Genomic DNA, 14282 nt, shown 5'->3' with positions numbered 1-14282 from the left:
ACGGCGGCGTACGGCCACTTCGGCCGCGAGCTGCCCGAGTTCACGTGGGAGAAGACGGACCGCGTGGAGGCACTGAAGAAGGCCGCGGGCCTGTAAGTCCGCAAGCAAGCCCCTGCGGGTTGCCGCGAGGCCCGGTGTCCCCTTGGGGGCGCCGGGCCTCGGCGCGTCACCGGCCGGACGTGCGCGCCCGCGGGAAAGGGCCCCTTCGGGTCCGGGCGGCGTCAGTTGTCAGTGGGGTTTGGTAAGAATGCAAGCGTGAGCAGCGAGAACGGGTCCGTGGACGGTGGCGCCGAAGGAGCGCAGCCCGAGCAGCTTGCCTTGATTCGGGAGAGCGTGCGCAAGGCCAAGGTGCCGCGGGCCAAGCCGCGGACGTGGCGGGGTGCCGCCCTGGCCAAGGAGCTGCCGGTCGCGCGGGTGCTGGTGGACAAGGGCGTACTGCATCTTGACCGGTACTTCGACTACGCCGTGCCCGAGGAGCTCGATGCGGATGCGCAGCCGGGGGTGCGGGTGCGTGTGCGGTTCGGGGCTGGGCGCGGGCGGGTGCGGGAAGGGCGGCGTGAGGGCGGGGGGCTGATCGACGGGTTTCTGATCGAGCGGCTTGCCGAGTCGGACTATTCCGGGCCGCTGGCGGCGCTTGCTCAGGTCGTCTCGCCGGAGCCGGTGCTCAGTGAGGAGCTTCTGGGGCTCGCTCGGGCCGTCGCCGACCGGTATGCGGGGAGTCTGGCGGATGTGTTGCAGCTTGCCGTCCCGCCGCGTAGCGCTCGGGCCGAGCAGCGGCCTTCGCCCGAGCCGTTGCCGCCGCCCGCGACCCCCGAGGTCGGGTCCTGGGGGCGGTACGAGCGGGGGGACGCGTTTCTGGAGTCGCTGGCCTCGGGGGGCGCACCGCGCGCGGTGTGGAACGCCCTGCCCGGGCCGGAGTGGAGTGAGGAGCTGGCGCGGGCCGTTGCCGCGACCCTGGCCTCGGGGCGGGGGGCGCTGGTCGTCGTGCCGGACGGGCGGGCCGTCGCGCGGGTCGACGCCGCGCTGACCTCGGTGCTGGGGGAGGGGCGGCATGCGGTCCTGACCGCCGACGCCGGGCCCGAGAAGCGGTATCGGGAGTGGCTGGCCGTGCGGCGCGGGGCCGTGCGGGCGGTGGTCGGAACCCGAGCCGCCATGTTCGCCCCGGTGCGGGACCTGGGGCTCGTCGCTCTCTGGGACGACGGCGACGACAGTCACAGTGAGCCGCATGCTCCGCAGCCGCATGCGCGTGAGGTGTTGCTGCTGCGGGCCGCGCTGGACAAGTGCGGCTTTCTGGTGGGGAGTTGGAGTTGCACGGTGGAGGCCGCGCAGCTCGTGGAGAGCGGGTGGGCGCGGCCGCTCGTCGCCTCGCGGGAGCAGGTGCGGGCCGTCGCTCCGCTGGTGCGGACCGTGGGGGACCAGGATCTCGCCCGGGACGAGGCGGCTCGGGCGGCCCGGTTGCCCACGCTCGCCTGGCAGGCCGTCAGGGAGGGCTTGCGGCACGGACCGGTGCTCGTGCAGGTGCCGCGGCGGGGGTATGTGCCGCGGATGGCGTGCGCCAACTGCCGGGAGCCGGCGCGGTGTCGGCACTGTGCCGGGCCGTTGGAGGGGCAGGAGTCCGGGGCGGCGCTGCGGTGCGGGTGGTGTGGGCGCGAGGAGGCGGCCTGGCACTGTCCGGAGTGCGGGGGCTTCCGGTTGCGGGCGCAGGTGGTGGGGGCACGGCGTACCGCGGAGGAGTTGGGGCGGGCGTTTCCGGCTGTTCCGGTGCGGACGTCCGGTCGTGAACATGTGCTGGACACCGTGCCGGGGGCGCCGGCGCTCGTGGTGAGTACGCCGGGGGCGGAGCCCGTCGCCGAGGGCGGGTATGCGGCGGCGTTGTTGCTGGACGGGTGGGCGATGCTCGGGCGGCCGGATCTGCGGGCCGGGGAGGACGCGCTACGGCGGTGGATCGGGGCGTCGGCGCTGGTGCGGGCGCAGGATGCCGGGGGCACGGTGGTGGTAGTTGCCGAGCCCACGCTACGGCCTGTGCAGGCGTTGGTGCGGTGGGACCCAGTGGGGCATGCGGTCCGGGAGTTGGGGGAGCGGGCCGAGTTGGGGTTTCCGCCGGTGTCGCGGATGGCCGCGGTGTCGGGGACGGGGGAGGCGCTCGCCGAGTTTCTGGCGGCCGTGGAACTGCCTGCTGAGGCCGAGGTGTTGGGGCCTGTGCCGTTGCCGGTGACGGTGGCCGGGGGGCCTCGAAGGGTGGGGGCGCCACCGGTCGGGGAGCGGTGGGAGCGGGTGCTTGTGCGGGTGCCGCCGGGAAGGGGAGCGGCGTTGGCGTCTTCCCTCAAGTCGGCGCAGGCTACGCGGATGGCTCGGGGCGGGGGCGGGGGCGGGTCCGGGGGCGGAGGTGAGGCGGCGGTGTGGGTGCGGATTGACCCGCCCGACATTGGATGACGGTCGGGTGCGCGTGCGAGTGCGAGGGGCGGGTCGGGCGATCTGGGCGTGGGGACAGGGGGCCCGCGCTCTCGTGGTGGCGGTGAGGCCGCGGTGATCTGGGGGTGGCCGGGGTGTTCGGGTGGGTCGCGGGCGGGGTGAGGCGGCTCGGGCGATCTGGCTGCGAGGACATGGGGCCCATGCGCTCGTGGTGGTCGTGGCCGCAGCCGCGTGGCCGCGGTGATCTGGGGGTGGCCGGGGTGTGCGCGTGGGTCGCGGGCGGGGCGAGGCGGCTCGGGCGATCTGGATGCGGGGACATGGGGCCTACGTGATCGTGGCGGCCGTGGCCGCAGCCGCAAGGCCGCGGGCCGGGCGACCTGTGCGCAGGACAGCGGGGCCACGCGATCGCGTGGTCGCAGGCATAAGGCCGACGCGATCTGTGGGGGCCACGGGAACCGCCCGGGGCGGGGTGGGTGAGGACATGCGTCTGCCCTCCCGGTCGTGGGGTGGGAGGGCAGAGAGGGGGGAAGTGGGTCAGCCGTTGCGCGGGCCGGGGAAGGCGGTGGGCCTTGCCTCGTCGCGGAGGGTGGGGCTGCCCGCGGTGGGCTGGGTCGGCATGGAGCGGGCCGCGGGAACGGTCGGAACCGCGGGCACCGTGGGGATGCCGGTGTTGACACTGACCGTGCGGGTCCCCGCCGTCTCTGTGGCCCGCTCGGCGTCGGCCGTCGCCTGGGCCGCGGCGCGGCGGGCGCCGTAACGACGGTGGACCGCCTGCTTGGTGACGCCGAGGGCGGAGCCCACCGCGTCCCACGAGAAGCCGAGCGAGCGGTCGAAGTCGACCGCGGCCGTCACCAGGGTCTCGACGCTGTCCCGCAGCTCCTGCGCGAGACGGACCGTGGGGGCGGGGGCGCGTCCGTAGACGACGAAGCCCGTGGAGGGGCCGGAGCGGCGCGGGCGGTAGACGTTGCCCAACTGGGCGGTCAGGGTGCGCAGTGCGTCCACCTGCCGGCGGACCCGCTCGATGTCCCGCACCAGCAAGTGCAGGCTGGCCCGAGCCTGGGCGTCGTGGGTTGCGTGGTCGGCCATGAACAAGCCTCTCGAACCGGCGTTGAAAAGGATGGGGCCGCGATCGCGGCCCGTTGTGGTCAACTCTTTCTTGACCAACGCGTTTACGCTCCGCTGGTCACGCATTGGGGGCGTACCGGCATATGCGTGCGCCGGGGGTGGGGGTTCGCGCCCTGATCGGGAACACGGGTCTCGCCCGTGGGATCCCTCTCCGGCCGTGCGGCGGTCACGCCTCGCCATAGACTTGTGCGTTGCCCGTCGTCACCCGTCCGAGTCCCCCGTCCGAGAGGCCCTGTCCACCCATGAAGCTCGTCTTCGCCGGTACCCCCGAGGTCGCCGTTCCCGCTCTGGACGCTCTCATCGCCTCCGGGCGGCATGAGGTCGCCGCCGTCGTCACCCGGCCGGACGCGCCGGCCGGGCGGGGGCGCAGGCTGGTCGCGAGCCCGGTCGCGGAGCGGGCCGAGGAGGCGGGGATCGAGGTGCTGAAGCCCGTCAAGCCGCGGGATCCGGAGTTCCTCGAGCGGCTTCGTGAGATCGCCCCGGACTGCTGCCCCGTCGTCGCCTACGGCGCCCTTCTGCCCCGAGTCGCCCTCGACATCCCCGCCCACGGCTGGGTCAACCTGCACTTCTCGCTGCTTCCCGCCTGGCGTGGGGCCGCTCCTGTGCAGCACTCCATCATGGCGGGGGACGAGATCACGGGCGCTTCGACCTTCCTCATCGAGGAGGGGCTCGACTCCGGGCCCGTCTACGGCACCGTAACCGAGGAGATCCGGCCCACCGACACCAGCGGTGACCTGTTGACCCGGCTCGCCTTCGCCGGTGCCGGGCTGCTCGCCGCGACCATGGACGGCATCGCCGACGGCACGCTGAAGGCGGTACCGCAGCCGTCGGAGGGCATCACCGTCGCCCCGAAGATCACCGTCGAGGACGCGCGGGTCGACTGGGCCGCGCCCGCCGTGCGGGTGGACCGGGTCGTGCGGGGGTGTCACCCCTCGCCCGGCGCCTGGACGACCTTCCGCGGCGAGCGGCTCAAGCTCATCCAGGTCCAGCCGGTTCCCGACCGGACCGATCTCGCCCCCGGCGCCCTCTCCGTCGGCAAGAACACCGTCCACATCGGGACCGGGTCGTACGGCGTCGAGTTGCTGTGGGTGCAGGCACAGGGCAAGAAGCCGATGAAGGCCGCGGACTGGGCGCGGGGCGTCAGGATCTCGGACGGGGAGACCGTCGGCGGGTGACGCGTCCGCGACAGCGCGGCCGGGCTGCCGACGGTGGTCGGTCAGCCTGGTCGGCGACGGCGACGGCGACGGCGACGGCGACGGCGAGTCGCAGTGCGCCGGTCTCCGGCACGGGCCGGTGGCGCCGGACCAGGCTGCCGACGGGTCTCAGGACGGCGAGCGTGGGCGGGATGCCGGAAGTCTCCCCCGCGGCTCGGGTGGCGTCGGCCGTCGGTCGTCGGAGTGCCCGGGCCCAGGCTCCTGTCGGGTGGCGGTGGTCGGTGGATCCGGTGGGTGGCGTGGGGTGCCTGCGTCTGTGGCAGGTCGTGCGGGCAGGGGCTGGAGTCGCGGTTGGTGGCGGTCGGTCGTCGGAGTGTCGGGGCCGGGCGCCCGTGTGACGGTGGTCGGCGGGATCCGGTGCGAGTCCGGCTTCGGCATGTGACGCCTCGCCTCGGGAGCACCCGGCCCTCGAAGGGTGACGTCGCCTCCCGCGGACGTACGCTTGGGGCGTCACCAAACTTGAACCCGGAGCACCTTTTTCGTGAGCGACCAGCCCCGTCGGCCCCACAAGACCGGCAAGCCCTACCGTCGGCCCCAGAAGGACCCCGTCCGCATCCTCGCCTTCGAGGCGCTGCGGGCCGTGGACGAGCGGGACGCGTACGCCAACCTCGTCCTGCCGCCGCTGTTGCGCAAGGCGCGGGAGAAGGGCGGCTTCGAGGCGCGGGACGCGGCGCTCGCCACCGAGCTCGTGTACGGGACGCTGCGCCGGCAGGGGACGTACGACGCGATCATCGCCGAGTGTGTCGACCGGCCGCTCCGCGAGGTCGATCCGCCGGTGCTCGACGTGCTGAGCCTCGGGGCGCATCAGCTGCTCGGGACGCGCATCCCGACCCATGCCGCCGTGTCCGCCTCCGTCGAGCTCGCGCGGGTCGTGCTCGGGGACGGACGCGCCAAGTTCGTCAACGCCGTGCTGCGGAAGATCGCGCAGGACGACCTCGACGGGTGGGTCGCGAAGGTGGCTCCGCCCTACGACGACGATCCCGAGGACCATCTCGCCGTCGTGCACTCGCACCCCCGCTGGGTCGTCTCCGCGCTGTGGGACTCCCTCGGCGGCGGGCGGGCCGGCATCGAGCGGCTGCTGGAGGCCGACAACGAGCGGCCCGAGGTGACCCTCGTCGCCCGGCCGGGGCGGTCCACCGCCGAGGAACTCCTGCACGAGGAGTCCGCCGTGGCGGGGCGCTGGTCGCCGTATGCCGTACGGCTGTCCGAGGGCGGTGAGCCCGGTGCCGTCGACGCCGTACGGGAGGGCCGGGCCGGGGTGCAGGACGAGGGGAGTCAGCTTGTCGCGTTGGCCCTCGCGAACGCGCCTGTCGAGGGCCGGGACGAGAAGTGGCTCGACGGGTGCGCCGGGCCGGGTGGCAAGGCCGCACTGCTCGCCGCGCTGGCCGCCGAGCGGGGGGCCGTGCTGCTCGCCTCCGAGAAGCAGCCGCACCGGGCCGGCCTCGTCGCCAAGGCGCTCGCCGGGAATCCCGGGCCGTACCAGGTCATCGCCGCGGACGGGACGCGGCCGCCGTGGCAGCCGGGGAGTTTCGACCGGGTGCTGATGGATGTGCCGTGCACGGGACTTGGGGCGTTGCGGCGTCGGCCAGAGGCCCGGTGGCGGCGTCGGCCCGAGGATCTGGAGGGGTTCGGGCCGTTGCAGCGGGGGTTGTTGAGCACCGCGCTGGACTCCGTCCGGGTCGGCGGAGTCGTCGGATACGCGACCTGTTCGCCTCATCTCGCGGAGACCAGGGCCGTTGTCGAGGACGTGCTCAAGCAGTGGCCGGCCGCCGAGCTTGTCGATGCGCGGCCATTGTTCCCGGGTGTGCCAGAGCTGGGGGAGGGCCCCGACGTTCAGTTGTGGCCGCATGTGCACGGGACCGATGCGATGTATCTGGCGGTCATCCGCAGGACAGGGTGATCTAGTCGCGCGTCTGCGGCGCCGTCGTGGCTGGTCGCGCAGTTCCCCGCGCCCCTGGGTCGGTCGGGTCACCGTTGGCCAGTTTGCTGGGCCACCACACCTTCTCGCCCACGTCCAGGAACAGGGACGTGACCAGCACCGACCGCACGATGAACGTGTCCAGCAGGACGCCCAGCGCCACCGTGAAGCCGATCTCCGCGAAGGCGACCATCGGCAGGGTGCCGAGAGCGGCGAAGGTGCCGGCCAGGACCAGGCCGGCGGAGGTGATGACGGCGCCGGTCGCGGCCAGACCCGTGATCACGCCCGCGCGGGTGCCCCCGTGGGCCGCCTCCTCGCGGATGCGGGTGGTCAGGAAGATGTTGTAGTCGATGCCGAGGGCCACCAGGAAGACGAAGACGAACAGCGGGAAGTCCGTGGACTCGCCCGCGTAGTCGAAGACATGGCGGAAGGCCAGGGCGCTGATGCCCAGGGCCGCCGCGAAGGACAGGATCACCGTCCCGATCAGCAGCAGCGGGGCGATCAGGGCACGCAGCAGGCCGCACAGGATCAGCATCACCACGACCAGCACCAGCGGGATGATCAGGATGTTGTCGTGCGTGGTCGCCTTGTCCATGTCGAGCAGGGCGGCCGTACCGCCGCCGACCTGGGCGTCGGCGTCCGGGACCGCGTGGACGGCGTCCCGGACCCGTTCCACCGTCTGTTTCGCGGCCTCGCTGTCGGACGGGGCGGTCATCGTCGCCTCGAAGAGGACCTTGCCCTCGTGCGACGGTTTCGTGCCCGGTGGCAGGCCGAGGGACGTGGGCACGACTCCCCGGGTCCCCGCGACCGCCTCGCCGACCTGTCGTGCCTGGGCCTGGTTGCTGACGACGACCAGAGGATCGCCGCTGCCCGCCGGGAAGTACTGCGCGGACACCTCCTGGCCGGTGATCGAGTCGGGTTTCCCGGTGAACGCGTCCGCGTTGCTGATGCCTTCGGCGCGCAGCTGGATCAGGCCGAGCGAGCAGATGACGAGGGCCGCTGCCGTGGCACTCCAGACCATCCGGGGGCGGAGGGCCATACGGCGGCCGGCGCGGGCCCAGAGGCCGGTCTCGATGCGGTCGGGGGCGCCGAAGCGCGGGATGGCCGGCCAGAAGATCCAGCGGCCGAAGATCACCAACAGGGCCGGGAACAGGGTCGTCATCGCCAGCAGGGCGACCGCGACACCGATCGCGGCGACCGGACCGAGGCCCCGGGTCGAGTTCATCTCGGCGGTCAGCAGGACCAGCATGCTCAGGACGACGGTCGCGCCGGAGGCGAGCACTGCCGGGCCCGCGCGGTGCAGGGCGAGGGCCATCGCCTCGTGGCGGTCCTCGTGGTGGTGCAGTTCCTCCCGGTAGCGGGCGACCAGCAACAGGGCATAGTCGGTCCCCGCGCCGAAGACGAGCACGGTCAGAATGCCCGCGCTCTGGCCGTTGACGGTCAGTCCGGCGTGCTCGGCGAGCAGGTAGATGAAGGCCTGCGCGGTGAACAGCGCGGCGACCACGGAGAGCAGCGGGACCAGGAGCAGGGTGGGGCTGCGGAAGGTGATGAGCAGCATGACGATGACGACGGCCATCGCCGACAGCAGCAGAGTCGAGTCGATGCCCTCGAAGGCCTCGGAGAAGTCCGCGGACGTGCCGCCAGGGCCGGTGATGTGCACGGCGAGGCCGTCGCCGCCCTTGCCCACGACGTCACGGACGGAGTCGACGGCGGGCGAGATCTCCTCCCAGCCCTTCTCGTCCATGGTGATCGGGACGAGGACCTGGGCCGCGCGCGGGTCGCTCTGCCGGTCGTAGATCGGGCCCCGGGTCTCCGAGCCGCGGATGCCGTGTGCGGTGAGCTGTTTGATCTCGGCCGTGTCCTTGGCGATCGCGGCCCGCTCCTGCGGCGTGAGGCCGCTCTCGCGCGCGTAGACGACGACCGCGGGGATCTGTTCCGGCCTGAAGTCCTCGGAGAGCTGCAGGACCTGGGTCGACTCCGCGGAGCCGGGCAGCCAGGAGGCCGCGTCGTTGTCCTGGGCGTCGGTGAGCTTGGAGGCCAGGGGTGCCGTCAGGAACAGCACCACCAGCCATAGCGCCAGCACTACCCACTTGGCACGCCGTCCGCAGACGAAGTGCGCGATGCCCCGATTCCCGGTCATGGCCACCCCCGGCGCCACCAGTCGAGCCGATCAGCCGCCCAGCATGGCACGCACAGGTCGTCCACAACATCCGATGAACGGCTTAGGTCCGGACCGGCGCTCCCCTTCGCGCCCCGGCATGGGAGGCTTGGGGCATGGCCGCGCAGATCAATCCCAGCATCCTGTCCGCCGACTTCGCCCGCCTCGCGGACGAGGCGACGGCGGTCGAGGGAGCCGACTGGCTCCACGTAGACGTCATGGACAACCATTTCGTCCCGAACCTCACGCTCGGTGTGCCGGTCGTAGAGTCTCTGGCCCGTGCGACGGACACCCCGCTGGACTGCCATCTGATGATCGAGGCCCCCGATCGCTGGGCGCCCCAGTACGTAGAGGCGGGGGCCTCCTCCGTCACCTTCCATGTGGAGGCTGCCGCCGCTCCGGTCCGGCTCGCCCGGGAGATCCGGGCCAAGGGCGCCCGCGCCGCCATGGCGCTGAAGCCCGCGACGCCCATCGAGCCGTACGAGGACCTGCTCCCCGAGCTCGACATGCTGCTGATCATGACGGTCGAGCCCGGTTTCGGGGGACAGGCCTTCCTCGACATCATGCTCCCGAAGATTCGCCGGACCCGCGAGTTGATCAGCAAGCACGGGCTTGAGCTGTGGCTTCAGGTGGACGGTGGCGTCTCGGCCTCCACGATCGAGCGCTGCGCGGACGCGGGCGCCGATGTCTTCGTCGCCGGGTCCGCGGTGTACGGGGCGTCCGACCCGGCCGAGGCGGTACGTGTATTGCGCAACCAGGCGGAGGGGGCGACCGCGAAGGCTTCGTGGGCGTGCGACCACTGAGCGTCAGGAATGTGAACGGCTCCCATCAGGGCTGATCAAGCGCGCCGGATCTGCAAGGATGAACGGCGAATCCAGAGTGTGAACAGCAGTGAGGAGATCGCCGTGTCGGGTATGTCGGCTGGCCGGTCAGCCATGCGGATGGGACCCGCTGAGCTGGTGCAGGCGGCGGCCATGGCCCGCCGCTTCTACCTCGAGGGCAAGTCCAAGATCCAGATCGCGGAGGAGTTCGGCGTCAGCCGCTTCAAGGTGGCCCGGGTCCTGGAGACCGCTCTCGAACGGGATCTCGTACGCATCGAGATCCGCGTGCCGGCCGAGCTGGACGCCGAGCGCTCCGACGCGCTCCGCGCCCGCTACGGCCTCAGGCACGCCGTCGTGGTCGAGTCCCCGGCCGAGGCCCAGGACTCGCCGGACCCCGAGAACCTGGGAGAAGTGGCCGCCGACCTGCTCGGTGAGCTGGTCGACGAAGGAGCCATCCTGGGCCTGGCCTGGGGTCGTTCCACCATCCACATGGCGGCCGCCCTCGACCGGCTGCCGCCGTGCACGGTGGTGCAGCTGACGGGGGTGTACGACGCCGGGACCGCCGAGCGCGGTTCGGTGGAGGCGGTGCGGCGGGCCGCCCAGGTGTCCGGCGGGGACGCCCACCCCATCTACGCGCCGATGCTGCTGCCGGACGCGGCCACCGCGGCCGCGTTGCGCAACCAGACCGGGATCGCGCGGGCCTTCGAGTACTTCGACAAGGTCACGGTCGCCTGTGTCTCCATCGGCTCCTGGGAGCCGGGCATCTCGACGGTGCACGACATGCTCAGCGACGAGGAGCGGGCGCACTACGCCTCCCTCGGTGTCGCCGCCGAGATGTCCGCGCACCTCTTCGATGCCGAGGGCCGCCGAGTCGGACGGGACCTGGGGGAGCGGTGCATCACCGTCAAGACCGAGCAGCTCCGCCGTATCCCCGAGGTCGTCGCGATCGCGGGCGGCCAGCGGAAGGGGGCCGCGATCGACGCCGTGCTGCGGTCCGGACTCGTCACCAGCCTGGTGACGGACACCTCGGCCGCGGACTACCTGATGACGGCGGGTACCCCGCCGAAGCCGGCGCTCAACAGGGCGGACCCCGACGGGCCCTGACGGAAGGTCATGAGGGGACGGCCGTGGCAGCATCGAGCGCATGCTGCTGCGGTTCGTCTCCCGAATGCTTCTGTGCGTACTGGCCCTGACCGGGTGTTCGGCCACCGGCCACGATCCCTCGCTCGGCGGCGGCCTGGCCACCGTCCAGGCGTCGAGGCTCCCGGCCGAGGCCCGGCAGACCCTCGAACTCATCGACAGGGGCGGGCCGTTCCCGTACGCCAAGGACGGCTCCGTCTTCGGGAACTTCGAGCGGCTGCTGCCCGTCCACCAGCGCGGCTACTACCACGAATACACCGTCCCCACCCCGGGCTCGCGCGATCGCGGGGCCCGACGCATCGTCACCGGGCAGGGCGGGGAGATCTACTACACCGATGATCACTACGACTCGTTCAGGGCGGTACTGAGATGACGGCACGCGTGGTCACGCTGGACCTCGACGGGGTCGCGGACAAGACGGGCCTGATGGACCGCTGCGTCCGGGACCTGCGGCTGCCGGACTGGTTCGGCCGCAACTGGGACGCGCTGGCCGACGTCCTCTCCGACCCGGGCCTGTGGTCCGAGGACGGCTCCGAGGACGCCGTCGCCGAGGAGACCGTCGTCGTCGTACGGAACTGGGACCGGTACGCCGGGGCCCGGCCGGACGAATGGGCGACCGCGCGTGAGGTGTTCTCGCAGGCGTCCGCGCTCACCGTGGCGCTCGCCCTTGGAGGTTCGTCCTAAGGCCCCTCCGGCCGGTCTGGACGATTCGCCCGTGGGTGGCGTTGCGCCCGGCATGGGAGAATGAAGTACGTGCTCTTTCCCCCTGGCTGACCTGTCCGGGGGCCACCTCTGATCGACTGGGATGTGCAGCACGTGCGTTTCCTCAACGACATCCAGCCCCCGTACGACCTGACGTACGACGACGTCTTCATGGTCCCGAGCCGCAGCGCCGTCGGTTCGCGGCAGGGGGTGGACCTCAGCTCCCCGGACGGCACGGGCACCACGATCCCGCTGGTCGTCGCCAACATGACCGCCATCGCCGGGCGTCGTATGGCCGAGACCGTGGCCCGCCGCGGTGGCCTCGTGGTCATCCCGCAGGACATCCCGATCGAGGTCGTCACCGAGGTCGTCTCCTGGGTGAAGAGCCGCCACCACGTCCTGGACACCCCGATCGTGCTGGCCCCGCACCAGACCGTCGCCGACGCGCTGGCCCTGCTGCCCAAGCGCGCGCACAACGCCGGTGTGGTCGTCGACGAGGCGGGCCGGCCCGTCGGTGTCGTCACCGACCGGGACCTGACCGGGGTCGACCGTTTCACGCAGCTCGAGGTCGTCATGTCCCGGGATCTGCTGCTCCTGGACGCGGACATCGACCCCCGTGAGGCCTTCAACCGCCTCGACGCGGCCAACCGCCGCTACGCCCCCGCCGTCGACCAGGACGGCCGCCTCGCCGGCATCCTCACTCGCAAGGGCGCCCTGCGGGCCACGCTGTACACCCCGGCCGTGGACGCCCGGGGCAGGCTGCGCATCGCCGCCGCCGTGGGTGTCAACGGCGACTTCGCGGAGAAGGCCAAGCAGCTGCTCGACGCGGGCGTCGACACGCTCGTCATCGACACCGCGCACGGCCACCAGGAGTCGATGATCACCGCGATCAGGACGGTGCGGGCGCTCGACCCGCAGGTACCGATCGTGGCCGGCAATATCGTGGCGGCCGAGGGTGTGCGGGACCTGGTCGAGGCCGGTGCGGACATCATCAAGGTCGGTGTGGGCCCCGGCGCCATGTGCACCACCCGGATGATGACCGGTGTCGGCCGGCCGCAGTTCTCGGCGGTCCTGGAGTGCGCGGCCGAGGCGAAGAAGTACGGCAAGCACGTGTGGGCCGACGGCGGTGTCCGGCACCCGCGCGACGTCGCCATGGCGCTGGCCGCCGGCGCGTCCAACGTGATGATCGGATCCTGGTTCGCGGGCACCTACGAGTCGCCGGGCGACCTCCAGCAGGACGCGAGCGGACGCCTCTACAAGGAGTCCTTCGGCATGGCGTCCGCGCGGGCGGTGCGCAACCGCACGTCGGACGAGTCGGCGTACGACCGGGCCCGCAAGGCGCTGTTCGAGGAGGGCATCTCCACCTCCCGGATGTTCCTCGACCCGGCCCGCCCGGGTGTCGAGGACCTGATCGACTCGATCATCGCGGGCGTCCGCTCGTCCTGCACCTACGCCGGTGCGGGCTCCCTGGAGGAGTTCGCCGAGAAGGCGGTCGTCGGTATCCAGAGCGCGGCCGGCTACGCCGAGGGCAAGCCGCTGCACGCCAGCTGGAGCTGAGTCCGTCCGCTGTGCGGGGCCCCCGTTTGTGCGGGGGCCCGGGGAAAATTCGGGGGCCGTCCGCCGTCCCGGTCCGTACGGTCGTCGTATGGAGATCAGCGTCTGCCGGAGCGGCGATGTCGCGCTGCTGGACCGGTACTTGGGATCGCCGGGAGCCACGTCCTTCCACGCCCGGCGGTTCACGCGGCAGGAGGCGGGGGAGTGCACGTATCTCGTCGCGTGGCTGGAGGGGCGGCCCGTGGGACACGCGGAGATGCGCTGGACCGGGTGTGCCGCCCCCGAGGTCACCCTGGACTGCCCCGAGATCGGCGGCCTCGCGGTCTGGCCCGAGGAACTGCGCTCACGGGGGATCGGCACCGAGCTGATCCGGGCCGCCGAGGGGCTGGCCCGCAAGCGGGGTCTGACGACCGTGGGCATCGGGGTCGGGCAGGACAACCCGCGCGCGGCGGGCCTGTACGCACGGCTCGGCTACCGGCCGGTGACCGACTACCTGGACCGCTACTCCTACCAGGACCACGACGGCACGACCCGTGAGTGCGTCGACGCCTGCACGTTCCTCGTCCGAGAACTTGCGGCAGGCCACCTTGACGTCAAGCCTGCCTGACGCAAGCCTGGGAGCATGACGACACCCGAGAGCATCGAGCCGCAGCACACCCTGCTGACCGCCGTCTCGCGGCTCGACGAGCTGCGCATGCGGGAGGCGCTGGGCGGGGCCACGGACACCCCCGACCGGGCCGAACTGCTCGAACTCCTCGCGCTGAGCGAGGTCGTGGCCCGCAAGGCGTCCTACGGCCGCCAGCTGACCGTGCGCGCCGCCCGCGAGGCCGGCGCCTCCTGGTCGCAGATCGGGGCCGCGCTGGGCACCAGCAAACAGGCCGCCTGGGAGGCACACACACGCTGGATCGACGCCCAGCGGGAGGCATACGGCAAGCCCGGCCAGATGGGCTTCGATGAGGCGGACGTGGCTGAGGCCCGGGCGGTGGCGGGGGAGCCGGAGGAGCGCTGAGGGGTGTCCGTAGGCGCGCACGCGACGATCCTCCACGTGTCGGCGTGGAACGCGATGGGAGTCCTGCGGCGTGGGAGGCGCACGCGCGGCGGATCGATGTTCGGGCGGTGGCGTACGGACGGCCCGGCAGACGGGTTCGATGAGGCGGACGTGGCGCGGGCCCGGGCGGTGGCGGGGGAGCCGGAGGAGCGCTGAGGGGTGTCGGTAGGGGCGCGCGCGACGAACGTCC

At 72.4% G+C, this 14282-nt stretch carries 13 protein-coding genes; 11 read left to right on the top strand and 2 right to left on the bottom strand.

Features of this window, described 5'->3' with window-relative positions; all coding sequences use genetic code 11:
- Nucleotides 1-255: 255 nt before the first annotated feature.
- A complete protein-coding gene (locus ACIBJB_RS44320) occupies nucleotides 256-2433 on the top strand; it encodes a primosomal protein N' (protein WP_398939839.1) in 2178 nt (725 codons plus the stop codon).
- A 513-nt stretch (nucleotides 2434-2946) separates the two neighbouring features.
- Here the strand turns inward: ACIBJB_RS44320 and ACIBJB_RS44315 are convergent.
- Nucleotides 2947-3498: a hypothetical protein gene (locus ACIBJB_RS44315; RefSeq protein WP_398939838.1), complete on the bottom strand. Its 552-nt coding sequence runs from the start codon at nucleotides 3496-3498 to the stop codon at nucleotides 2947-2949.
- Nucleotides 3499-3779: 281 nt separating this feature from the next.
- Here ACIBJB_RS44315 and fmt point away from each other — a divergent pair, with 281 nt between their 5' ends.
- Together fmt and ACIBJB_RS44305 are read left to right on the top strand one after the other, a co-directional pair.
- Nucleotides 3780-4712, top strand: coding sequence for a methionyl-tRNA formyltransferase (gene fmt, locus ACIBJB_RS44310; protein WP_398939837.1), 933 nt, complete (start codon nucleotides 3780-3782; stop codon nucleotides 4710-4712).
- 520 nt (nucleotides 4713-5232) lie between these two features.
- The gene (locus ACIBJB_RS44305; protein WP_398939836.1) at nucleotides 5233-6651 is read left to right on the top strand and encodes an RsmB/NOP family class I SAM-dependent RNA methyltransferase; all 1419 of its coding nucleotides are present in this window, start codon (nucleotides 5233-5235) and stop codon (nucleotides 6649-6651) included.
- A 1-nt stretch (nucleotide 6652) separates the two neighbouring features.
- Here the strand turns inward: ACIBJB_RS44305 and ACIBJB_RS44300 are convergent, their stop codons facing one another.
- Nucleotides 6653-8809 carry an MMPL family transporter gene (locus ACIBJB_RS44300; RefSeq protein WP_398939835.1) on the bottom strand — a complete coding sequence of 719 codons (2157 nt, stop codon included), beginning with the start codon at nucleotides 8807-8809 and terminating at the stop codon, nucleotides 6653-6655.
- A 134-nt stretch (nucleotides 8810-8943) separates the two neighbouring features.
- On the opposite strand from ACIBJB_RS44300, the gene rpe reads away from it, so the two are divergent.
- The 8 genes from rpe (at nucleotide 8944) to ACIBJB_RS44260 (ending at nucleotide 14248) form a co-directional block, all read left to right on the top strand.
- Nucleotides 8944-9630, top strand: a complete 687-nt coding sequence (rpe, locus tag ACIBJB_RS44295) for a ribulose-phosphate 3-epimerase (protein WP_398939834.1) — start codon at nucleotides 8944-8946, stop codon at nucleotides 9628-9630.
- A gap of 78 nt (nucleotides 9631-9708) precedes the next feature.
- A complete protein-coding gene (locus tag ACIBJB_RS44290) occupies nucleotides 9709-10752 on the top strand; it encodes a sugar-binding transcriptional regulator (protein WP_398939833.1) in 1044 nt (347 codons plus the stop codon).
- A 40-nt stretch (nucleotides 10753-10792) separates the two neighbouring features.
- Nucleotides 10793-11161 (top strand): ribonuclease domain-containing protein, encoded by a 369-nt coding sequence (locus ACIBJB_RS44285; protein WP_398939832.1) that lies wholly within the window; start codon nucleotides 10793-10795, stop codon nucleotides 11159-11161.
- Nucleotides 11158-11472: a barstar family protein gene (locus tag ACIBJB_RS44280; protein WP_398939831.1), complete on the top strand. Its 315-nt coding sequence runs from the start codon at nucleotides 11158-11160 to the stop codon at nucleotides 11470-11472. The genes ACIBJB_RS44285 and ACIBJB_RS44280 overlap by 4 nt, the downstream gene beginning before the upstream one ends.
- A 132-nt stretch (nucleotides 11473-11604) precedes the next feature.
- Entirely contained in the window at nucleotides 11605-13047 is a 1443-nt protein-coding gene (locus ACIBJB_RS44275) for a GuaB1 family IMP dehydrogenase-related protein (protein ID WP_398939846.1), read from the top strand.
- Nucleotides 13048-13135: 88 nt separating this feature from the next.
- Nucleotides 13136-13651, top strand: a complete 516-nt coding sequence (locus tag ACIBJB_RS44270; RefSeq protein WP_398939830.1) for a GNAT family N-acetyltransferase — start codon at nucleotides 13136-13138, stop codon at nucleotides 13649-13651.
- Nucleotides 13652-13666: 15 nt separating this feature from the next.
- Nucleotides 13667-14053: a hypothetical protein gene (locus ACIBJB_RS44265; RefSeq protein ID WP_398939829.1), complete on the top strand. Its 387-nt coding sequence runs from the start codon at nucleotides 13667-13669 to the stop codon at nucleotides 14051-14053.
- 3 nt (nucleotides 14054-14056) lie between these two features.
- A complete protein-coding gene (locus ACIBJB_RS44260) occupies nucleotides 14057-14248 on the top strand; it encodes a hypothetical protein (protein ID WP_398939828.1) in 192 nt (63 codons plus the stop codon).
- Nucleotides 14249-14282: the final 34 nt, after the last annotated feature.

Origin of the sequence: Streptomyces sp. NPDC050759, from assembly GCF_044456945.1 — a bacterium.
In the GTDB taxonomy this organism is placed as follows: domain Bacteria; phylum Actinomycetota; class Actinomycetes; order Streptomycetales; family Streptomycetaceae; genus Streptomyces.
The sequence above is the reverse complement of the archived record's forward strand: the minus strand, read 5'-3'. Positions and strand labels throughout refer to the sequence as shown.

Coding starts and splice junctions, on each gene's coding strand:
- ACIBJB_RS44315 (WP_398939838.1), bottom strand. CDS start 3,498: ATGGCCGACCACGCAACCCACGACGCCCAGGCTCGGGCCAGCCTGCAC.
- fmt (WP_398939837.1), top strand. CDS start 3,780: ATGAAGCTCGTCTTCGCCGGTACCCCCGAGGTCGCCGTTCCCGCTCTG.
- ACIBJB_RS44300 (WP_398939835.1), bottom strand. CDS start 8,809: ATGACCGGGAATCGGGGCATCGCGCACTTCGTCTGCGGACGGCGTGCC.
- rpe (WP_398939834.1), top strand. CDS start 8,944: ATGGCCGCGCAGATCAATCCCAGCATCCTGTCCGCCGACTTCGCCCGC.
- ACIBJB_RS44285 (WP_398939832.1), top strand. CDS start 10,793: ATGCTGCTGCGGTTCGTCTCCCGAATGCTTCTGTGCGTACTGGCCCTG.
- ACIBJB_RS44280 (WP_398939831.1), top strand. CDS start 11,158: ATGACGGCACGCGTGGTCACGCTGGACCTCGACGGGGTCGCGGACAAG.
- ACIBJB_RS44270 (WP_398939830.1), top strand. CDS start 13,136: ATGGAGATCAGCGTCTGCCGGAGCGGCGATGTCGCGCTGCTGGACCGG.
- ACIBJB_RS44265 (WP_398939829.1), top strand. CDS start 13,667: ATGACGACACCCGAGAGCATCGAGCCGCAGCACACCCTGCTGACCGCC.